This window comes from Curtobacterium pusillum, from assembly GCF_007673235.1.
Classification (GTDB): Bacteria; Actinomycetota; Actinomycetes; order Actinomycetales; family Microbacteriaceae; genus Curtobacterium; species Curtobacterium pusillum_C.
On sequence record NZ_VDZH01000004.1, the window covers coordinates 347,688 to 368,531 of the forward strand.

A 20,844-nucleotide genomic window follows, 5' to 3' on the forward strand; every position below is an offset into this window, starting at 1 on the left:
CGGATCGCTGACGCGTCCCCAGGTTGTCGCTCTGGACCCGACGGACGACGGACGGGAGGCGCGGTGCCAGCTGGCACCGCGCCTCCCGTCCGCTCTGTGGCCTGGTCTACGACTGCTGCGCGCGCTCCAGCACCAGCTCGCGGACGCGAGCGGCGTCCGCCTGGCCCTTCATGGCCTTCATGACGGCACCGATGATCGCGCCGGCGGCCTGGACCTTGCCGTCCTTGATCTTCGCGAGCACGTCGGGCTGCCCGGCCAGTGCCTCGTCGACGGCGGCGGTGAGTGCCGAGTCGTCCGACACGACCTTGAGCCCACGGGACTCGACGACCTGCGCCGGCGAACCCTCGCCCGCGATGACGCCCTCGAGCACCTGGCGCGCCAGACGGTCCGTGAGGTCACCCGACTCGACGAGCGCGATGAGCTCCGCGACGTGCTTCGGGGCCACGAGGTCGCCCGCGGCCGCGTCCTGCGCGTTCGCGACGCGGCTGATCTCACCGGTCCACCACTTGCGGGCGGCCTGCGGCGCAGCACCGGCGGCGACCGTCCCCTCGAGCTCGTCGAGCAGCCCGCCGTTGACGACGTCCTGGAACTCGAGGTCGGTGAAGCCCCAGTCGCCCTTCAGGCGACGACGACGCGCGACCGGGGCCTCCGGCAGGGACGCCCGGAGTTCCTCGATCACGGCGGGGTCCGGCACCACGGGGAGCAGGTCGGGCTCCGGGAAGTAGCGGTAGTCGTCGGCGTCGGACTTCGGTCGGCCGGCCGAGGTGCGACCGGTGTCCTCGTGCCAGTGCCGGGTCTCCTGCGTGATCGAACCACCGGCGGCGAGGATCGCGGCCTGCCGCTGGATCTCGTAGCGGATCGCGCGCTCGACGGCACGGAACGAGTTCACGTTCTTCGTCTCGGTGCGGGTCCCGAGCTTCTCCTGGCCACGGGGACGCAGCGAGATGTTCGCGTCGCAGCGGAGGTTGCCCCGCTCCATGCGGGCCTCGGAGACCCCGAGCGCCCGGACGAGGTCACGGATGACCTGCACGTACGCGGCGCCGAGCTCCGGAGCGCGCTCCTCGGTGCCGAAGATCGGCTTCGTGACGATCTCGACCAGCGGGACACCCGCACGGTTGTAGTCGACGAGGGAGTACTCGGCACCCTGGATGCGGCCGGTGGCGCCACCCACGTGCGTGAGCTTGCCGGCGTCCTCCTCCATGTGGGCGCGCTCGATCGGCACGTTGAAGATCGTGCCGTCGGCCAGTTCGACCTCGACCTCGCCCTCGTACGCGATGGGCTCGTCGAACTGGGAGATCTGGTAGTTCTTCGGGTTGTCCGGGTAGTAGTAGTTCTTCCGGGCGAACCGCGAGGACTCGGCGATCGAGCAGCCGAGCGCGAGCCCGAGCTGGATCGAGTAGCGCACGGCCTGGGCGTTCACGACCGGCAGCGACCCGGGCAGCCCGAGGTCGACCGGGGTCACGTTCGTGTTCGGCTCGCCACCGAAGAAGTTCGGCGCGTCCGAGAACATCTTGGTCTTCGTCGCGAGCTCGACGTGGACCTCGAACCCGAGGACCGGCTCGTACAGCCGGAGTGCCTCGTCGAAGTCCATCAGCGCGTCCTTCTGCGCCATCAGATCACACCTTCCTGCGCAGCGGACTGCTGACTCTGGTCGAGGTCCGGGATGCTGTCGATGAGCGGTCGACCCCACTGCTGCTCGAGCAGTCGCTCGAGCGCGGCGCCGTACCGGTAGAGGCGGGCGTCCTCGCGCTGCGGCGCCATGAGCTGCACACCCGTGGGCAGGCCGTCCTCGGGCGCGAGGCCGTTCGGGATGCTCATGCCGGGGACACCGGCGAGGTTCGCCGGGATCGTCGTGAGGTCGTTGAGGTACATCGCGAGCGGGTCGTCGATGCGCTCGCCGATCGGGAAGGCGGTCGTCGGCGCCGAGGGGCTGACGAGGAGGTCGACCTGCTCGAACGCGGCCGCGAAGTCGCGCTGCACGAGCGTGCGGACCTTCTGCGCCGAGCCGTAGTACGCGTCGTAGTACCCGGCGCTGAGGGCGTAGGTGCCGAGGATGATGCGGCGCTTGACCTCGGGACCGAAGCCGGCTTCGCGCGTGGCGGCCATGACGTCCTCGACCGTTGCGCCGTTCTCGGGCGTGACACGGAGGCCGAAGCGCACCGAGTCGAACTTCGCCAGGTTGGACGAGGCCTCGGCCGGGAGGATCAGGTAGTAGGCGCTGATCGCGTACGCGAACGAGGGCGCGTCGATCTCGACGACCTCGGCGCCCGCGGCCTCGAGGATCGCGACGGTCTCCTGGAAGCGCTGGGTGACGCCGGCCTGGAAGCCCTCGCCCCCGGCGAGCTCCTTCACCACGCCGACCTTGAGGCCGCGCAGCGTGTCCGCCTGCAGCCCCTCGCGCGCGGCGGCGGCCATCGAGGGCCACGCGTCCGGGATGCTCGTCGAGTCCTTCGGGTCGTGCCCGCCGATGACGTCGTGCAGGAGCGCGGCGTCGAGGACGGTGCGCGACACCGGGCCGATCTGGTCGAGGCTGGACGCCAGGGCGATCGCGCCGTAGCGGCTGACACCGCCGTAGGTGGGCTTCACGCCGACGGTGCCCGTGACGGCACCCGGCTGGCGGATCGAGCCGCCGGTGTCGGAGCCGAGTGCGAGCGGTGCCTCGTGCGCGGCGACCGCGGCGGCCGAGCCACCGCCGGACCCGCCGGGGATCCGGTCGAGGTCCCATGGGTTGTGGGTCGGGCCGTACGCGGAGAACTCGGTCGTCGAGCCCATCGCGAACTCGTCCATGTTGGTCTTGCCGAGCGGCACGAGACCGGCGGCGCGGAGCTTCGCGACCGGCGTGGCGTCGTACGGCGGCACCCAGCCCTCGAGGATCTTCGAGCCGGAGGTGGTCGGCATGTCCTGCGTGCACAGGACGTCCTTCACCGCGATCGGCACGCCGGCGAGCGGGCCGAGGTCGTCGCCCGCGGCACGGCGGGAGTCGATCGACTTCGCCGCGGCGATGGCGTTCTGGTTGACGTGCAGGAAGGCGTGGACGTCGCCGTCCACCGCCTGGATGCGGTCGAGGTGGGCCTGGGTGGCCTCGACGCTCGAGACGTCGCGCGCCACGAGGGCGTCGGCGAGCGCCGCGGCGCTCATCCGCGTGATGTCGGTCACTGTTCTTCTCCCAGGATGGCGGTCACTCGGAACCGTTCGCCGTCCGAGTCGGGCGCCCCGGAGAGCGCCTGCTCCTGCGTCAGCGTCGGTCCGACCACATCGGGTCGGGTGACGTTGCCGAGCGGCACGGGGTGGCTCGTCGCGGGGACGTCGGGGGTCGCGACCTCGGCGACCTTAGCGACGCTCTCGACGATGTGCGACAGCTCCCCGGTCAGCTTCTCGATCTCGTCGGGCGTGAGTGCGATACGCGCGAGGTTCGCCAGGTGGGCGACCTGCTCGCTCGTGATGTCAGGCATGGTGCTCCGTCGATCGGTTCGTGGAATGCCCACCAGTCTATTGGTGCGTCACTTCCCCTTCTGCTTCTCCTGCTGCTTCTGTGGAGACTGCTGCTGGCTCTGCTGCTCGTTCGGCGTGGACTGGCCCGTGGCAGTGCCGGTGCCCTGTGACGACGACTGGGTCGACGCGTGGGTCGCCTGGCCGATCATCGCCGGGTCAGGCGTGGGCAGTGCTCCCCCGCCGACCGTCTGGTCGAGGTAGGACATCATCGACTTCCCGACCCCGAACTTCGCGCTGTACCCGGTCGTGCCCTGCAGGAACGGCCAGTTCGCCAGGCTAACGCCGCCCTGCACGTTCCCGATCCAGGTCGCGTTCGTGTACTTGGTGGACGACGCCACGAGCCAGTTCTGCACGTCGCCGTCGGTGGTCCCGGTCTTCGCGAACTTCGGGGTGCTGTCGCCCGGGTTCGCGCTCGCGGCCGTGCCGGCCCCGGTCAGGACGCCCTGCAACGCGTAGTCCACGGTGCCCGCGACGTCGGCCGAGACACCCTGCGTGCAGGACGACGGCGAGGGGGTGATCTTCGTGCCGTCCGACTCGGTCACGGAGTCGATCGCGGTCGGGGTGCAGACGACCCCGCCGTTCGCGAAGCCCGCGTAGGCCTCGGCCAGGTCGATCGGCGAGAGGTCGTTCACACCGAGGATCGACGACGGTGTCTGCGTCAGCTGGCCGCCCGACGCCGGGTGGATGCCCATCGACTGGGCGAGCTGCGCGATCTTGCAGAGGTCGAGCTGCTTGCCCATCTGCGCGTAGGCGGTGTTGATCGACTCCGAGGTCGCCGCCTGGACGGTCATCGATGCGGGGACGCTCTCGGCGTTGGACACCGGCCACGTCCCGCCGTTGACGTTCTGGCAGGAGTTCGTGAACTCGGAGTTCTCGAACGTGTGCTCACTGGTCGAGACCGACTCGGACAGCGTGTGCCCGGTGGCGAGCCACTCCGCCAGTGTGAAGACCTTGTACGTCGAACCGGTCTGGAAGCCGCCCGAGTTGCCGTAGCCGCTGTCAGCGCTGTAGTTCACCGCCGTGGACCCGGCGGCGGCGTTGTCGCCCTGCGTGTACGCGGTGTTCTGGACCATCGACAGGATCCGTCCGGTGCCCGGTTCGACGGTGACGTTCGAACCGCCGACGTCGACGCCCGCCATGGTCGCGGGGACGTAGGTCGACAGCGCGGTCTGTGCCTGCGCCTGCAGGTCGAGGTCGAGCGAGGTGTGGATCTCGAGTCCCTTGGTGTCGAGCGTCGCGATGCGCTCCGCTGCGGTCTTGCCGAACGCGGGGTCCTGCAGGACCTGGTTCCGCACGTAGTCGCAGAAGTAGCCGGCGTCGTAGCCCGTCGCGGCCGACGAGCAGCCGTTTGCGGTGGCGGTGATCTTCGGCGTCACGGGCGTCGCCTTCGCCGCGTCGAGCTGTGCCTCGGTGATGTCGTGGTGCACGTACATCCGCTGGAGCACGTAGTCGCGGCGGTCCTTCGTCGCCGCGTACCCGTTCGCCGTGCCGTTGTCGGCGTCGGAGGGCTGGTCGATCCGGAGGTTCGAGGGGTTGTTCAGGATGGCGACGAGGGTGGCGGACTGCACGAGGGAGAGGTCCTTCGCGTGTACGCCGAAGTAGTACTCGGCGCCGGCCTCGGCGCCGTACACCCGGCCGCCGAGCCCGACGAGGTTGAGGTACCCGGTGAGGATCTGGTCCTTCGAGTACTTCTTGTTGACGGCGATCGCGTACCGCATCTCCTGCAGCTTGCGCTGCGGGGTGACCCCGGCGGCGTCCTCGTAGCACGCGGCGATCTTCTTCTCGGTGTCGGCCGCGTTCGTGCCGGTGAGCTCCTCGCACTGCTGGACGAGGACGTTCTTCACGTACTGCTGCGTGATGCTCGACCCGCCCTGCACGTCACCGCCGACGACGGTCGCGGCAGCGCCGCGGAGGGTGCCGACGACGTCGATGCCGCCCTCGTCGTAGAAGCGCGGGTCCTCGGTGTCGATGGCCGCCTGCTTGAGCGACTTCGCCATCGCGTCGGAGGCCACGGTCGTGCGGTTCTCGGCGTAGAACGACGCGATCTTGACCTGCTGTCCGCCCTTGGTCGCGTAGACCGAGGACACCTGCTGCGGGGTCTGGATGTCGAGGTAGCTCGGCAGGTCCTCGAAGAAGGAGACCGCTCCGGAGGTGCCCTCGCCCGCGACGGCGACCCCCGGGGTGACCGCGACGGCCACGAGCATGCCGGCCAGCGCCGACATCGCGACGAACGTCAGGAGAGCACCAGGCCATCGCACCACACGCATGCTCCGCACCGTATGGGGGCGGTCTGTACTGGTTCTGCCGTGGAACGAGTCGAGGCTGCGCCGGTGTTCAGGTTGCCACCCAGGCTCGGTCAGTCGCGCGGCTGCAGGTCCTGCGGTCGGACGAGGTACATGTCCGGCGACTGCGGCACGCCGTCCCGGCCGCCCTCGCCGCGCCGGACCTGCTCGCGGACGAGGTCACCCCGTCCGACGGCGATGAGTGCCACGTCGTGCAGCGAGGCCGTGCCGGGCTTGAGGTAGTCGTTGTGTCCGACGGGGCGGCGGAACACGTCGCCGGCGTCCTGCGTGTCGACTCCCCCGGCGAGGTCGAGCAGCGTCGAGCCGAACGCCGCGGACCCGGGGTCGGTGCCGAAGTAGCCCGACCCGGCGATCGGGTCGCTGTGGGCGTCGCCGACGAAGACCTGGTCGCGCTGCACCGCGAGGTCGCCCGCGTGCTGCACGTCACTGCCCGGGGAACCGAGCACCGTCAGGGTGTCGGCGCGCATCTTGCCGGAGGCGAGTGCCATCAGGGCGGTCGTCGACCCGTACGAGTGGGCGACGATGTTCACGCGGGGCTCCTCGCCGTCCCGGACCTGGCGGACCCCGTCGACCGCACGTTCGAGCCGCGCCGCCCCGGTCTTGGCGAGCCCGAGCGACAGGATGTTGGACAGGTCCGGCGTGCGGTACCCCATCCAGGCCACCACGGCGACACCGCTGCCCGAACCCGGTGCGGCGATCCCGGAGAGCGTGGCCTGCTCGCTGTAGAGGTCGTTCGCGGTGTTCGTGAAGTCCGTCATCTGGCCCGTGACGGTGAAGAACATGCCCGGCACGACGACCGTGACGTCGGCCGCGGTGTCGAGGTCCCCGATGGCGATCGCCGCGCGGCCGGACCCGCGGGTGTCGAGGGTGACGAGGTACCGGTCCGGCGCTCCCACGTCGTGCCGCAGCGAGTCCCGCACCTGCCCGAGCAGCGCCGCGCGCGCCGCCGACGCCGCGTGGTCCGCCAGCCCGGACGCGAGCTCCGCGCGGTTCGCCCGGTCGCGGACGGCGTACGGGACGCCGTCGAGGTTGCCGACGACCGACGGCGCGAACGTCTCGAGTCGCTGGCGGTCCTCGGCACCGAGTCCCGCCCACCACGTGGCGACCTCGGCCGCGGTCGGCGGCGCGTCCTGCGCCGTGGCGAGCACCCTGCGGTCGCCGTTGGCCCGTAGGAGGTCGGAGCGTCCCAAGCCGGTCAGGTCGACCAGGAACGTGCGTCCGTGCGCGGCGCCCAGGTCGTCGACCGTGATCTGTACCCCGGTCATGACCGGGCGGGGTACTGAATTCCCCTCAGGTACTTTCGCCACCGCGGCGACGACGACCGCCGAGTGCGGCGCGGGCGCGACGGGGGCCTCGACCACTCCGAACGAGTGCATCGAGGCGGTGAGCAGAGCCGCGGCGATGAGCAGCAATCGGGTCTCCCCCGGGAAGGCCGTCCTGTCGTCTCCCTGCAGGCGACAGGTGATGCTCTGTCGAGTGTAAGGAGAATGGCCTTCCGAGGGCGTGCGGGATGCAACTTGACCCCTGAACTGGGTGCATCAACAGGCGCGCCGCGGCGTGCGGACAGGCGCGCGACGTGCTCCAGAGTTCCGCTCAGCTCTCCGGAGCGTCAGCCTCGGGTTCGCCGAGGGCACTGGGGCCCTCGGTCACGAGGACCCGGAACTGCTCGGCGTCGATGATGCGCACGCCGAGCTGTTCGGCCTTCGCGAGCTTCGAACCGGCGCCAGGCCCGGCCGCCACGAAGTCGGTCTTCTTGCTGACGCTCGAAGCTGCCTTGCCGCCCGCAGCGATGATCGCCTCCTGCGCGCCCTCCCGGCTGTACCCCTCCAGCGAACCGGTCGCGACCACCGTCAAGCCACTGAGGATCCCGCCCTCCTCGCTCGCCGCGCCGGGGCCGGGGTGGCCGGGTGTCGTGAACTGCACGCCCGCGGCCGTCCAACGGTCGATGATCTCGCGGTGCCAGTCGACCTCGAACCAGGCGAGCAGGGCATCGGCGATGATGCCGCCGACACCGTCCACCGCCGCGAGTTCCTCGCGGGAGGCCGCTCGGATCGCGTCGAGCGACCCGAAGTGGTTCGCCAGGGCACGGGCAGCGACGGGGCCGACGTGGCGGATGCTCAGGCCGACCATGATCCGCCACAGCGGCTTCGTCTTGGCGGCGTCGATGTTCGCGAGCATCTCGAACGCGTTCTTCGAGGGGTACCGGCTCGGCTCGCCGGTGTGGTCCGCGCCGCGGGCCTCCGGGTCGAAGGGCGGGTCGGTCTTCTTGCGCGCCCGGCTGAACGGCGTGACCCGCTTGGGTGCGCCGTCGTCGGTGGTCTTCTCCATGCCGGTCTCGGCGTCGCGGACGATCACCTCGATCGGGACGATGTCCTCCATCGTCAGGTCGAACAGGCCGGCCTCGGTCACGAGCGGGGGCTGCTCCGGGGACAGCGGCTGGGTGAGTGCTGCCGCAGCGACCTCGCCCAACCCCTCGATGTCGAGCGACCCGCGCGACGCGATGTGCTCGACCCGGCCGCGGACCTGCGCCGGGCAGCTCTTCGCGTTCGGGCAGCGGAGGTCGATGTCGCCCTCCTTCGCCGGGGCGAGGGGCGTGCCGCACTCGGGGCAGTTCGTCGGCATGACGAACTCGCGCTCGCTGCCGTCCCGGAGCTCGACGACCGGCCCGAGCACCTCGGGGATGACGTCGCCGGCCTTCCGCAGGACGACGGTGTCGCCGATGAGGACGCCCTTCGCCTTCACGACCTGCTGGTTGTGCAGGGTCGCCTGACGCACGACCGATCCGGCGACCTCGGCCGGGGCCATCACGGCGAACGGCGTCGCCCGACCGGTGCGGCCGACGCTGACCACCACGTCGAGGAGCTTCGTGTGGACCTCTTCCGGTGGGTACTTGTACGCGATCGCCCAGCGGGGTGCGCGCGAGGTCGACCCGAGTTCCTCGTGCAGGGCGAGGTCGTCGACCTTGATGACGATGCCGTCGATCTGGTGCTCCACCGACGCTCGTCGGTCGCCGTAGTCCTTGACGAACCCCAGGACCTCGTCGATGGAGTCGAAGACCCGGTAGTGCGTGCTCGTCGGCAGGCCCCAGGTCTGCAGGAGCTCGTAGACCTCGGACTGGGCGCGGACGTCGGTGTCCCGCTCGAGTTCCCGGACGGGCCAGGCGCCGATGCCGTGCACCAGCATGCGGAGCCGCCGCAACCGGTCGACCATGAGCTCACGCTTCGCCTCGGACTTGCCCTCCTCCTTCTGGCGGAGGGACCCGGCGGCGGCGTTGCGCGGGTTCGCGAAGACCCGCTCCCCCGCGTCGCGCTGCTTGGCGTTGAGTTCGTCGAACTGCTCGACCGGGAAGAAGATCTCGCCGCGGACCTCGACGATGGGCGGGTGCCCGGAGCCGGACAAGCGGTCCGGGATGGTGCCCATCGTGCGGACGTTGCCGGTCACGTCCTCGCCCACGACGCCGTCGCCGCGGGTGGCAGCCGAGACGAGCCGACCGTTCTCGTAGCGGAGGTTGATCGCGAGCCCGTCGATCTTGAGCTCGGTGAGGAACCGGACGCGCTCGGTGCCGGCGTCACGCTGGACCTTGATCGCCCAGTCGGTGAGTTCCTCGGGGCTGAAGACGTTGTCGAGGCTCAGCATCCGCTCGGCGTGCTCGACCGGGGCGAACTGGACGGTCTGCGCCTGACCACCGACCGTCTGCGTCGGGCTGTCCTCGGTCAGGAGGTCGGGGAAGCGCTGCTCGATCGCGTCGAGCCGGTGCACGAGCGCGTCGTATTCGCCGTCCGACGCCGTCGAACCGTTGCCCTCGTAGTACTGGTCGCGGAGCTCGTTGATCCGGACGCGGAGCCGTTCGACCTCCCGCTGCGCCTGGGCACCGTCGAGATCGGACGGGGCCAGGGTCTCGAACGTCGTGTCGCTCATGGCATCAGTTCTACCGTGAACCACCGACCCCGAACGTCAGGCGGAGACGGGCACCGCCGACACCGTCGCGTCGATCGTGCACTGCCCGAGCACGCGCGTCCCGACGTAGACCACCGCGGTCTGCCCCGGCGCGACGCCGGAGAGCGGCTCGTCGACGTCGATGACGAGCTGCCCCTCGGTCACCCGTGCGGTCGCGGGCACCGGGTCGGCGTGCGCCCGGATCTGCACGTCGCACGCGAACGGCACGGACGGGTCCGCCGGCGCGGTGCCCGCCCAGGTGAACCGCGAGCCCGACATCGAGGTGACGTCGAGCGCTGCCTTCGGGCCGACGACGACGGTGTTGTCCTTCGGACGGATCTCGAGCACGAAGCGCGGCTTGCCGTCGGCGGCGGGACGGCCGAGCGCGAGGCCCCGCCGTTGCCCGACCGTGTAGCCGGTCGCCCCGTCGTGCGAACCGACGACCGTGCCGTCCCGCTCGACCACGTCGCCGGGGGTCGTCCCCACGCGGTCGGCGAGCCAGCCGCGGGTGTCGCCGTCGGGGATGAAGCAGATGTCGTACGAGTCCGGCTTCTGCGCGACGGTGAGGCCGCGCGCTGCTGCCTCGGCCCGGACCTCGTCCTTCGACGGGGTGGCTCCGAGCGGGAACATCGCGTGCTGGAGCTGCTCGGCCGTCAGGACGCCGAGGACGTACGACTGGTCCTTCGCCCACGCCGCCGAGCGGTGCAGTTCACGGGCGCCGTCCGGGCCGGTGACGATCGAGGCGTAGTGGCCGGTCGCGACGGCGTCGAACCCGAGGGCGAGCGCCTTCTCGAGCAGCGCCGCGAACTTGATCCGCTCGTTGCAGCGCATGCACGGGTTCGGGGTGCGCCCGGCCTGGTACTCGGCCACGAAGTCGTCGACGACGTCCTCCTTGAACCGAGCCGAGAAGTCCCACACGTAGTACGGGATGCCGAGGGCGGCTGCGGCGCGCTGGGCGTCCATCGAGTCCTCGATCGTGCAGCAGCCGCGACTGCCGGTGCGGAGCGTGCCCGGCATCCGGCTCAGCGCGAGGTGCACGCCGACCACGTCGTGTCCGGCGTCGACGGCCCGGGCGGCGGCCACCGCCGAGTCGACGCCGCCGCTCATCGCTGCAAGTACTCGCATGCCACCAGGGTAAGCCGCGGGCGTACCCTTGCACGAGCGATGACCTCCGAGACCCCCGCCTTCGACTTCCGGGCGGTGCTGCTGTCCGGCTTCCTGCCCGCCGCCCTCTTCGCGATCGGCGAGGGCGCCATCATCCCGATCATCCCGATCGCAGCGAGTTCCCTCGGGGCCAGCCTGGCGTTCGCGGGCTTCGTCGCGGCCCTCATCCTCGTCGGCGAGCTCATCGGCGACGTGCCGTCCGGAGTCGTCGTCGCGCGGATCGGCGAGCGGAACGCGATGATCGGCGCAGCGGCCGTCTCCGTCGTCGGGCTCCTGGTCTGCACCGTGGCGCCGAACGCCTGGGTCCTGGCGCTCGGCGTGTTCCTCGTCGGTGTCTCCACGGCCGTCTTCGCCCTCGCGCGGCACGCCTACATGACGACCGCGATCCCGCTCGCCATCCGGGCCCGGGCCCTGTCGAGCCTCGGCGGGGTGTTCCGCTTCGGCTACTTCGTCGGCCCGTTCATCGCCGCCGGCGTCGTGCACCTGACCGGCACCACGCAGAGCGCGTTCTGGATCCACATCGTCTGCTGCCTCCTGGCAGCGGTGGTGCTCCTCGTCCTGCGCGACCCCGCGACGGGCGCACGCGGCTTCCGCAAGCCGCCCCGCGCCTCCAGGCCGACCGTCGACCCCACGACCGACGCAGGCCGCCCGACCGAGCCACCCACCGACACCGGCGCGCAGTTCGTCCAGCAGGAGGCCCACGGTCTCTTCCGCACCATCCGCGCGAACCGAGCCGTCCTGCTGCGGCTCGGCAGCGGTGCCGGCCTGATCGGCGCGCTCCGCGCCGGACGGCAGGTCATCCTGCCGCTCTGGGCCGTCAGCGTCGGACTCGACGACTCGACCGCCGCCCTCGTCATCGGCATCGCCGGTGCGGTCGACTTCGCACTCTTCTACACGAGCGGGCAGATCATGGACCGCTGGGGGCGCCTGGCCAGCGCCCTCCCCTGCATGCTCGGCCTGAGCGTGAGCTACTTCCTGCTCGCGTGGTCCGGGCACCTCGACGCCCGGGTGGGCTGGTTCGTCGCGATCGCGATCGGCATGTCCCTCGCGAACGGCGTCGGCTCGGGCATCCTCATGACGCTCGGTGCCGACCTCGCGCCACGGGACCACCCGGCACCGTTCCTCGGCGCGTGGCGCTTCACCGGCGACTTCGGGCAGGCGGCTGCGCCACTGGTCATCTCCGGCGTCACCGCCGTCGCGTCGATCGCGGTGGCGAGCGGGGTGATGGGCGTGCTCGGCCTGGTCGGCGCGGGCATCCTGCTGCGCTACGTCCCGCGGTACCTCCCCCGTCGACTGCGCTGACGGTCGTCCCGTGGTCGCGCAGGACCGGCCGGGAGGCACGGATCGCGTCCGGCACGTCGGTCACGCTCGGTAGACTGCCGCTGCTCGCGGGAGTGGTGGAATCGGTAGACACGCAGGATTTAGGTTCCTGTGCCCCAGGCGTGAGGGTTCGAGTCCCTCCTTCCGCACCGGCCGGTGCGTGCTCACGCATCTCATACCACCGAGGGACGTCGCCGTCACCCGCGGACGGTACCCTCGTCGTGCGGGTGACCCTCCCGTCACCGCATCTGCACGACCGGAAGAGACATGCACTCCGTCGCACTCGCCCTGATCCCATGGCTGGATCCGCAGTACATCCTCGACCACTTCGGGGCCGTCGCCGTGCTCGTCGTCTGTGCGATCGTCTTCGCCGAGACCGGTCTGCTCGTCGGCTTCATCTTCCCGGGCGACAGCCTGCTGGTGATCACGGGCCTGTTCGCGTTCGACCGCGGCGGCGAGATCGGCGGCATCCCGATCTGGGTCGCGGCGCTCATGATCGGCGCAGCCGCGTTCCTCGGCGGCGAGCTCGGGTACTACATCGGGAAGAAGGCCGGCCCCGCGATCTTCGAACGCAAGGAGAGCGGACTGTTCTCCAAGGCGAACGTCGACCGGACCAACGCCTTCTTCCACCGGTTCGGTCCCCTCGCGGTCATCCTCGCCCGGTTCGTCCCGGTGGTGCGCACCTTCCTGCCGATCGCCGCGGGTGTCGGGCGCATGAACTACAAGAAGTACTCGCTCTACAACGCCGTCGGCGCCGTGATCTGGGGCGTCGGCGTGACGTTCCTCGGGTACTTCATCGGGCACATCCCGTTCGTGGCGCACATCGTTCGCGAGTACATCGACGTCATCCTGCTCGCCGCCGTCGTCGTCACGGTCGTGCCGATGGCGCTGACCTACCTCCGGAACGCCCGCAAGGCCAAACGCACGGCGGAAGCCGAAGCCGGGACCGAACCGCAGCACTGAGGGTCACCACCAGACGGACGGGAGGCGCGGTGCCAGCTGGCACCGCGCCTCCCGTCCGTCTGCCGGTGACGGCGCGACGCCCGCGACGTCAGACGCCGAAGTGCTCCCGCACGATCGGAGCGATCCCCCGGAAGGCCTTGCTGCGGTGGCTCAGCTGGTTCTTCTCCTCGCGCGTGAGCTCCGCCGAGGACCGGTCGGCGTCGTCCGCCTTGAACACCGGGTCGTAGCCGTGTCCACCGGTGCCGGTCGGCTCGGTGAGGACCTCGCCGTTCCAGACGGCCTCGACGACGTGTTCCTCTCCCTCGGGCGTCACGAACGCCGCCGCGCAGACGAACGCTGCCGTGCGCTCGAGCACGCCTTCGAGGTTCTGCAGCAGCAGCGCGATGTTGTCCGCGTCCGCACGGGTGCCGGCGTACCGGGCCGAGTGGATGCCGGGCGCGCCGCCGAGGGCGTCCACCGCGATCCCGGAGTCGTCGGCGAGCGCCGGCAGCCCGGTGTGCGCGACCGCGGCGCGCGCCTTGATGAGGGCGTTCGCGGCGTAGGTGTCGCCGTCCTCGACCGGCTCCGGGCCGTCGTAGCCGACGAGTTCGACACCGCCCAGTGCCTCGCCGAGGATCTCGCGCAGCTCGACGACCTTGCCCTGGTTGTGCGTCGCGAGGACGACGGTGCCGCTCACAGCCCCAGCACCTCGCGCTGGATGGCTGCGAGGGACTGGTTCCCGGCGAGGCCGAGGTCGAGCAGCGTGTTCAGCTCGTCGCGGTCGAACGGCGCGTGCTCGGCGGTGCCCTGCACCTCGATGAACTTGCCCGAACCGGTCGTGACGATGTTCATGTCGGTGTCCGCCGCCGAGTCTTCGGTGTAGGCCAGGTCGAGCATCGGCTCACCCTTGACGATGCCGACCGAGATCGCCTGCACGCTGTCGGTCAGCGGCGTGGCCTTCTTGCCGATGAAGCCCTTCTCGCGGCCCCACTCGATCGCGTCGACCATCGCCACGTAGGCACCGGTGATCGACGCCGTGCGGGTGCCACCGTCGGCCTGCAGGACGTCGCAGTCGATCACGAGGGTGTTCTCGCCGAGGCCCTTCGTGTCGATGACCGCCCGGAGCGACCGGCCGATCAGGCGGGAGATCTCGTGCGTGCGGCCGCCGACCTTGCCCTTGATCGACTCGCGCTGCATGCGCTCGTTCGTGGAGCGGGGCAGCATCGAGTACTCGGCGGTGACCCAACCGGTCCCCTTGCCGGCGAGCCAGCGCGGCACGCCGTTCGTGAACGACGCGGTGCAGAGCACCTTGGTGTTGCCGAACGAGATGAGCGCGCTGCCCTCGGCCTGCGTGCTCCACCCCCGCTCGATCGTGACGGGACGGTGGTCGGTCGCGGTGCGGCCGTCGATGCGGAGCGTGTCGCTCATGGGGTCCTTTCGATGCGGGGCAGCGTGATGGCCCCGGTCTGGAGGTGGCCGACGCTGGAGACCTCGGGGCCGAGGAAGCGTCGGGCGAGTCGGATGAAGCCGTTCTTGTCGTCGCCGGTCGCCTCGAACGAGTACGTCGGCGGCTCCGGGGCGGTGCGTTCGAGCCCGTGCTCGACGAGTCGCCGGTACACGTCGTTGGCGGTCTCCTCGGCGCTGGAGACGAGCGTCACGTCCGACCCCATCACGTACTGGATCGCGGCGGACATGAGCGGGTAGTGGGTGCAGCCGAGCACGAGCGTGTCGACGTCGGCCTGGCGGATCGGCGCGAGGTACTGCTCCGCGACGGTGCGGAGGGCCGGCGAGGAGGTGTCACCCGTCTCGACGAACTCGACGAACCGGGGGCAGGCCGCCAGGGTGAGGCTGATGTCCGACGCGACCGCGAAGGCGTCCTCGTACGACCGCGAGGCGATGGTGCCGACGGTGCCGATCACGCCTATGCGCCCGGTGCGGGTCTGCTTCACGGCGGCGCGGGCCGCGGGCTGGATGACCTCGACCACGGGGATGCCGTACGCCTGCTCGTACCGCTCGCGGGCGTCCCGGAGCACCGCGGACGAGGCCGTGTTGCACGCGATCACGAGGGCCTTCACGCCCTGGTCGACGAGGTCGTCCATGACCTCGAGCGCGTACCGGCGGACGTCGGCGATCGGCTTCGGGCCGTACGGCGAGTGGAGGGTGTCCCCGACGTACCGGATGCTCTCGCGCGGCAGCTGGTCGATGATCGCGCGGGCCACCGTGAGCCCGCCGACCCCGCTGTCGAAGACTCCGATCGGTGCATCCGTCACGGTGACAGCGTACCGACGCCCGCTGCCCACGCGCTCGCCCTGCGCTTCCGCGCCGCCCCCGCGCCCGCCCCCGCTCCGCCCCGCGACCGCTCCCGTTCCGCTCCCGCGAGCGGGTGAAATGCGTCCCGTCCGGCGCGCGACCGAACCGTATTCCGCCCGCTCGCGCAACCAGCCGCCCCGCAGCAATGCGAGCGGGCGAAATGCGTCCCGTCCGGCGCGCGACCGGAACACGTTCCGCCCGTTCGCGCGACCAGCCGACCCGAATCCACGCGAGCGGGTGAAACGCGTCCCCGTCGGCGAGCGGGCGGGACGTGTTCCGCCCGCTCGCGCACACGCCGTGGGCGCGACTGCCTGGAGGCGCGACCCGACTCCCGGGGCCTGCCCGCGCCTCCAGGCAGTCGCCTCCACCGCCAACCCGCCGCGAGCGGGCGAAATGCGTTCCCGTCGGCGCGCGGGCGGGACGTATACGGCCCGCTCGCCGCAACCCGTCGCCGCGCGCCGTGGCGAGCGGGTGAAATGCGCCGCCCTCAGGGCGCGAACGGGACGTGTTTCGCCCGCTCGCGTGGCTGCCCGCCGACCGCCCCACCCACGCGAGCGGGCGGAATGCGTCACCCTCAGCGCGCGACCGAGACGCATTCCGCCCGCTCGCGCCGCCCCGACGACGCAATCCGCGCCTCCCGGAGGCCGCGACAGTAGTGTCGGAGAGGTGACCAGCGCGCTCCTGACGGACCAGTACGAACTCACCATGGTCGATGCGGCCCTCAAGGACGGCACGGCCGACCGCCGCTGCGTGTTCGAGGTCTTCGCCCGCAGACTCCCCGACGGCCGGCGCTACGGCGTGGTCGCGGGCCTCGGCCGGTTGCTCACGGCCCTGACCGACTTCCGGTTCGGCGACGAGGAGATCGGCTTCCTCCGCGACCGCGACGTCATCGACGCCGGCACGGCCAACTACCTCGCCGACTACCGCTTCACCGGTGACGTTCGCGCCTACCGCGAGGGCGAGGTCTTCTTCCCGAACTCCCCCGTGCTCCAGGTCGAGGGCACCTTCGCCGAGGCCGTCGTGCTCGAGACGCTCGCGCTGAGCATCTTCAACGCGGACTCCGCGATCGCCTCCGCCGCGGCACGCATGGTGTCCGCCGCCGACAAGCGTCCGCTCGCCGAGATGGGTTCACGGCGCACCGGGGAGTGGAACGCCGTCGCCGCCGCCCGCGCCGCGTACATCGCCGGGTTCGGTGCGACGAGCAACCTCGAGGCCGGGCGCACCTGGGGCATCCCGACGATGGGTACCGCGGCGCACGCCTTCACGCTCCTGCACGACTCCGAAGAAGCGGCGTTCCGCTCGCAGCTCGACGCCCTCGGCACGGGGACGACCCTGCTCGTCGACACGTACGACATCGAGGCGGCGGTCGACACCGCGGTCCGGCTGACCGACGGCAAGCTGGGCGCCGTCCGCATCGACAGCGGTGACCTGCCGTCGGTCGTCGCGTCGGTCCGTGCGCAGCTCGACCGGCTCGGCGCCACGGACACGAAGATCACCGTGACGAACGACCTCGACGAGTACACGATCGCCGCGCTGCGGGCGGCGCCGGTCGACTCGTACGGGGTCGGGACGAGTGTCGTGTCCGGTTCGGGGCACCCGGCCGCGGGGATGGTCTTCAAGCTCGTCGCCCACAAGGAGGACGGTGGCGACTGGGTGCCGGTCGCGAAGAAGTCGGCCGACAAGGCGTCGCTCGGTGGCCGGAAGGAGGCCGGTCGTCGGCTCCGCAACGGCATCGCCACGGCCGAGGTGGTCCTCACCACGGGGCAAGTCGGACCCGACGAGCGCCCGCTGCTCGTCCCCGTGGTGACGAACGGCGAGGTCCACCAGGAGTTCCTGGGCGTGCACGGAGTCGAGGCAGCACGCGCGCACCACAAGCTCGCGAAGGCCGAACTGCCGGCGGACGCCGCGCGCATCGGTCGCGGCGACCCGGCGATCCCGACGCTGGTGATCTGAGCCGGGGCTACTCGGCCTTCATCTTCTCGTAGATCGCCTTGCAGTCTGGGCACACCGGGAACTTCTCGGGGTCGCGGCCGGGGATCCACTTCTTGCCGCACAGTGCCTTCACGGGCTTGCCGCTGAGGGCAGACTGCAGGATCTTGTCCTTCTTGACGTAGTGCGAGAACCGCTCGTGGTCGCCGGGTTCGATCGCTTCCTCTTCGAGGAGCTTCTCGAGCTCACGGTCCATCACGTCGAGGCCGCCACCGGGTTCCGTCATGCTCATGCACCAAGGGTACGACGGTGCGCCGCGCGCCGCGACGGTGCGGTGGCGAGTGCGGCTCGCGATCGCGACCGGATGACGGACTGGAGGCGCAGTGCGGGGCCGCCACGCGCCTCCAGTCCGTCGTGTGGTCGCGTCGGACGCGATCAGGTTCAGTTGCGCTGCGCGGCGGCCAGCAGGTCCGGCCCGTGACGGTCGAAGAGCCGGCCGCCCGCGACGACACCGGCGGCGAGCACGACCACGCCGACCACGACGCCGATCACGAGCGTCAGGACGCTCCACGGTGACGGACCGTCCGCGAAGGCGAGCACGGCGGTCCACGCCGCCGGCACCGAGCACACGACGATCCCGACCACCATCGAGGACTGCGCCACCGAGGCGACCGCACCCGCGGCCTGCGGCTGCTGGAAGGGGTGGTCGCCGGGACGCACGGTCGGGTAGGGCAGCAGTACCGACACGACGCTGGACAGTCCGAGGCCGGACAGCAGCGCGCTCGCACTCACCCCGATGAGCACCGGGAACGCGGTCCAGTCGCCGAACAGCCACGCGGACAGCCACGACCCGAGGACGATCGCGGGGATGCCGACCGCGAGCACGGGGACGAGCCGACCGAGACGGTCGCTCCAGCCCGGCGCTCCCGAGGCGACGTGCAGCCACACGGCCGTGTTGTCGTACGAGACGTCGTTGTGCGGCAGGAAGCCGGCGATCAGCGCCATCAGCGGCAGCGGCACGAGCGCGGTCCAGTGCCACGGGACGCCGGCGACCCCGAGCGGGATCACGACGACCGGGACGAACACGATGATGAGGTACGACGCGCGGTACCGGGGATCGCGCACCCAGTAGGTGAGCGCCCGAGCGGCGACCGCGCCGACGGGGGTCGAACCGAGCCGGTCGAACCAGCCGAGCCCGCGGTACCGCCGGGCCGTGGCGCGACCGTCCACGGTCTCGAGCGCACGCCCGACGACGGCCCACCACGCCCATCCGAGCAGGGCCACGACGACGACGGCGATCAGGAGTTTGACGATGCCCTCGCCGACCAGGCCGTTCGCGACGTCCGCCGGGACCGCCCAGGCCGCACCCCACGGGGTCCAGCCGGCGACGTCGGCGATGCGCTGCATCTCGGCACCGGCCGGGTCGAGCCAGTCGACACGGAGCAACAGCGACAGGGTGGGGATCCCGAGCACCACGATGAGCAGCGCCACGAGCCACCCGGCGTCCCGCGAACGGTGCGGACCGATGAGCGCGGCACCGACCGCGCAGCCGACCCGGACGAGCAGTGCGCAGGTCGCGATCGCGAGCAGGCCACCGACGACGCCGAGCACCCCGGCACCGGCACCGCGCATCCACGCGACGGACTGCGCGACGGCGACGATCGCCACGGCGACGACGGGGACACCCACGAGACCGGCGACGCCGAGGCCGACGGCCAGGTCGCGACGGCCGATCCCGAACACCGTGAACCGACGCGGGTCGAACTGGTCGCTCCGGCCGACGACGAGCGGCACGACGGTGAACGCGAAGGCGACGAGGGTGCCGACGGGGACGATGACGGCGCGTGCCACCTCGGGCGAGGCGTCACGGAGTCCGACGACCTCGACCGCGACGAACACCGCGGCGAGGAGACCGGCGAGGCTGCCGAGCACGACGAGGACGGACCGGCGGGCGCTGCCGCGGACCTCCCCCGCGAGCAGGTCGGCCCTCAGCCGGAGAAGCTGTGCAACCATTCCATGCTCTCTGCCACGACGCGGCCGCCCGCGAGTTCGACGAACTTGTCCTCGAGGCTCTTGCGCCCGCGGACCTGCGCCATCGTGCCGGAGGCCAGGACCCGCCCGCCGACGATGATGGCGACGGAGTCACAGGTGCGCTGCACGAGCTCCATCGAGTGGCTGGAGAGCACCACCGTGCCACCCCCGCGGGTGTACCGGCGGAGGATCTCGGTGATGGTGGCCGCGCTCACCGGGTCGACCGATTCGAACGGTTCGTCGAGCACGAGCACCCGGGGCGAGTGGATGAGCGTCGCCGCGAGGGCGATCTTCTTCGCCATGCCCACGGAGTAGTCCGCGACCTGACGACCGAGCGCCTCGCCCAGGCCGAACGCCTCGGCGAGGTCCGCGCTGCGCTTCCGGGCCGTCGTGCCGTCGAGCCCGCGGAGGGTCGCCGAGTAGTAGAGGAGCTGCGCGCCGGTGAGCCGGTCGAACAGTCGCAGCCGGTCGGGCAGGACGCCGAGGTCGCGCTTGGCGGCGGTCGGGTCGGCCCAGACGTCGTGGTCGAGCACGGTCACGTTCCCCGCGTCGGGGCGGAGCAGACCGGTCACGATCGACAGGGTGGTGGTCTTGCCGGCGCCGTTCGGACCGACGACGCCGAAGATCGAGCCCTGGCGGATCTCGAGGTCGACCTCGTCGACGGCGAGGGTCTGGCCGTAGCGCTTCACCAGGCCGCTGGCACGCAGCACCACGGGCTGCGTGGGCTGCTTCGGGCCGGCGGCGGGGCGCTTCGTGGAGGCAGGACGCTTCTTCGACTTGGGGGCGGGCTCGTCGGAGACCGTGGCAGGGGCGTCGGTGGTGCCGTCCGTCGCGGTGTCGGTGGTGCCGTCCGTCGCGTCCGTCTCGTTCTGCTTCTCCTGGCCTGGAGGCACGGTGCCGGTCGTTCCCGCGGCCTGCGTCGGGCGCGTGGCGCGTCCCTTGCCGCCGCGCGGCTTGCCGGGTCGGCGACCGGTGGTCGTCGCGGTCGTCGGGGTCGCCGTCGTCGCGCCGGTCTCGTCCGACCCCGGTTCCCTCGTGTCGGTGACCGTCGTGTCCGTGACCGTCGTGTCCGTGTCGGTGACCGTCGTGTCGTCGGTCATCGCGTCCTCAGCGGAGGCGTCGCGCGCATCCCCGTCCCCCATGTCGTCCTGCTCGGCGTCGTCGCGCTCGGCGTCGTCGGCCTCGGTCAGCCAGGCAGCGTCCGACGTGCTGTACACGTCGTCGTCATCCGTTGCTCCAGCTGCCACGGCCCCACCGTACCAACGCTCTCCGGACAGCGGGGAACCGCGGGACGCAGTGTCACGAATTGAGCACGAAGCGCTCGCAGCCGTACCCCGAGGGAGGGACGTTCCGTATCATTCACCGGGGCACGACGAAGTGTTCACCACTTGGAAACCTGCTCAGTTCGGGCCTTCCG

The 20,844-nt window shown here is 71.2% G+C and carries 16 protein-coding genes and 1 tRNA gene; 4 read left to right on the plus strand and 13 right to left on the minus strand.

Annotated features, from left to right (window positions below):
• Window positions 1-106: 106 nt before the first annotated feature.
• The 7 genes from gatB to mnmA all read right to left on the minus strand — a co-directional run bounded on the left by gatB (window position 107) and on the right by mnmA (window position 10,856).
• A complete protein-coding gene (gatB, locus tag FS532_RS13335; protein ID WP_144755121.1) occupies window positions 107-1,612 on the minus strand; it encodes an Asp-tRNA(Asn)/Glu-tRNA(Gln) amidotransferase subunit GatB in 1,506 nt (501 codons plus the stop codon).
• Entirely contained in the window at window positions 1,612-3,156 is a 1,545-nt protein-coding gene (gene gatA, locus FS532_RS13340; protein WP_144755125.1) for an Asp-tRNA(Asn)/Glu-tRNA(Gln) amidotransferase subunit GatA, read from the minus strand. Before gatA ends, gatB begins: the two co-directional genes overlap by 1 nt.
• Window positions 3,153-3,452 carry an Asp-tRNA(Asn)/Glu-tRNA(Gln) amidotransferase subunit GatC gene (gatC, locus tag FS532_RS13345; RefSeq protein WP_079238471.1) on the minus strand — a complete coding sequence of 100 codons (300 nt, stop codon included), beginning with the start codon at window positions 3,450-3,452 and terminating at the stop codon, window positions 3,153-3,155. The genes gatA and gatC overlap by 4 nt, the downstream gene beginning before the upstream one ends.
• A 48-nt stretch (window positions 3,453-3,500) precedes the next feature.
• A complete protein-coding gene (locus tag FS532_RS13350; protein WP_144755128.1) occupies window positions 3,501-5,759 on the minus strand; it encodes a transglycosylase domain-containing protein in 2,259 nt (752 codons plus the stop codon).
• A gap of 89 nt (window positions 5,760-5,848) precedes the next feature.
• Window positions 5,849-7,207: an alpha/beta hydrolase gene (locus tag FS532_RS13355; protein ID WP_144755131.1), complete on the minus strand. Its 1,359-nt coding sequence runs from the start codon at window positions 7,205-7,207 to the stop codon at window positions 5,849-5,851.
• A 181-nt stretch (window positions 7,208-7,388) separates the two neighbouring features.
• Window positions 7,389-9,713 carry an NAD-dependent DNA ligase LigA gene (gene ligA / locus FS532_RS13360; protein WP_144755134.1) on the minus strand — a complete coding sequence of 775 codons (2,325 nt, stop codon included), beginning with the start codon at window positions 9,711-9,713 and terminating at the stop codon, window positions 7,389-7,391.
• 36 nt (window positions 9,714-9,749) lie between these two features.
• Window positions 9,750-10,856 (minus strand): tRNA 2-thiouridine(34) synthase MnmA, encoded by a 1,107-nt coding sequence (gene mnmA, locus FS532_RS13365; RefSeq protein WP_144755137.1) that lies wholly within the window; start codon window positions 10,854-10,856, stop codon window positions 9,750-9,752.
• Window positions 10,857-10,895: 39 nt separating this feature from the next.
• On the opposite strand from mnmA, the gene FS532_RS13370 reads away from it, so the two are divergent.
• The 3 genes from FS532_RS13370 (at window position 10,896) to FS532_RS13380 (ending at window position 13,178) form a co-directional block, all read left to right on the plus strand.
• Window positions 10,896-12,197: an MFS transporter gene (locus tag FS532_RS13370; RefSeq protein WP_144755139.1), complete on the plus strand. Its 1,302-nt coding sequence runs from the start codon at window positions 10,896-10,898 to the stop codon at window positions 12,195-12,197.
• Window positions 12,198-12,283: 86 nt separating this feature from the next.
• Window positions 12,284-12,364: transfer RNA gene (locus FS532_RS13375), tRNA-Leu, on the plus strand.
• Between the two features lie 118 nt (window positions 12,365-12,482).
• Entirely contained in the window at window positions 12,483-13,178 is a 696-nt protein-coding gene (locus FS532_RS13380) for a DedA family protein (protein WP_144755142.1), read from the plus strand.
• 88 nt (window positions 13,179-13,266) lie between these two features.
• Here FS532_RS13380 and rdgB read toward each other — a convergent pair whose 3' ends face one another.
• Genes rdgB through murI form a run of 3 tightly spaced genes read right to left on the minus strand, consistent with a single transcriptional unit; the run spans window position 13,267 to window position 15,427 of the window.
• Complete coding sequence (rdgB, locus tag FS532_RS13385; RefSeq protein WP_144755145.1) at window positions 13,267-13,854, minus strand: RdgB/HAM1 family non-canonical purine NTP pyrophosphatase; 588 nt, start codon at window positions 13,852-13,854, stop codon at window positions 13,267-13,269.
• Complete coding sequence (rph, locus tag FS532_RS13390; RefSeq protein WP_144755148.1) at window positions 13,851-14,585, minus strand: ribonuclease PH; 735 nt, start codon at window positions 14,583-14,585, stop codon at window positions 13,851-13,853. The genes rdgB and rph overlap by 4 nt, the downstream gene beginning before the upstream one ends.
• Window positions 14,582-15,427, minus strand: coding sequence for a glutamate racemase (gene murI, locus FS532_RS13395; RefSeq protein ID WP_144755151.1), 846 nt, complete (start codon window positions 15,425-15,427; stop codon window positions 14,582-14,584). Before murI ends, rph begins: the two co-directional genes overlap by 4 nt.
• Before the next feature lie 745 nt (window positions 15,428-16,172).
• Here murI and FS532_RS13400 point away from each other — a divergent pair.
• Entirely contained in the window at window positions 16,173-17,420 is a 1,248-nt protein-coding gene (locus FS532_RS13400; RefSeq protein WP_440130717.1) for a nicotinate phosphoribosyltransferase, read from the plus strand.
• A 7-nt stretch (window positions 17,421-17,427) separates the two neighbouring features.
• Here FS532_RS13400 and FS532_RS13405 read toward each other — a convergent pair whose 3' ends face one another.
• The 3 genes from FS532_RS13405 to FS532_RS13415 form a co-directional block, all read right to left on the minus strand.
• The gene (locus FS532_RS13405; RefSeq protein ID WP_092093667.1) at window positions 17,428-17,688 is read right to left on the minus strand and encodes a DUF3039 domain-containing protein; all 261 of its coding nucleotides are present in this window, start codon (window positions 17,686-17,688) and stop codon (window positions 17,428-17,430) included.
• Window positions 17,689-17,837: 149 nt separating this feature from the next.
• Window positions 17,838-19,409 carry an ABC transporter permease gene (locus tag FS532_RS13410; RefSeq protein ID WP_144755157.1) on the minus strand — a complete coding sequence of 524 codons (1,572 nt, stop codon included), beginning with the start codon at window positions 19,407-19,409 and terminating at the stop codon, window positions 17,838-17,840.
• Window positions 19,385-20,674 (minus strand): ABC transporter ATP-binding protein, encoded by a 1,290-nt coding sequence (locus tag FS532_RS13415; protein WP_260852706.1) that lies wholly within the window; start codon window positions 20,672-20,674, stop codon window positions 19,385-19,387. Before FS532_RS13415 ends, FS532_RS13410 begins: the two co-directional genes overlap by 25 nt.
• Between the last annotated feature and the right edge of the window lie 170 nt (window positions 20,675-20,844).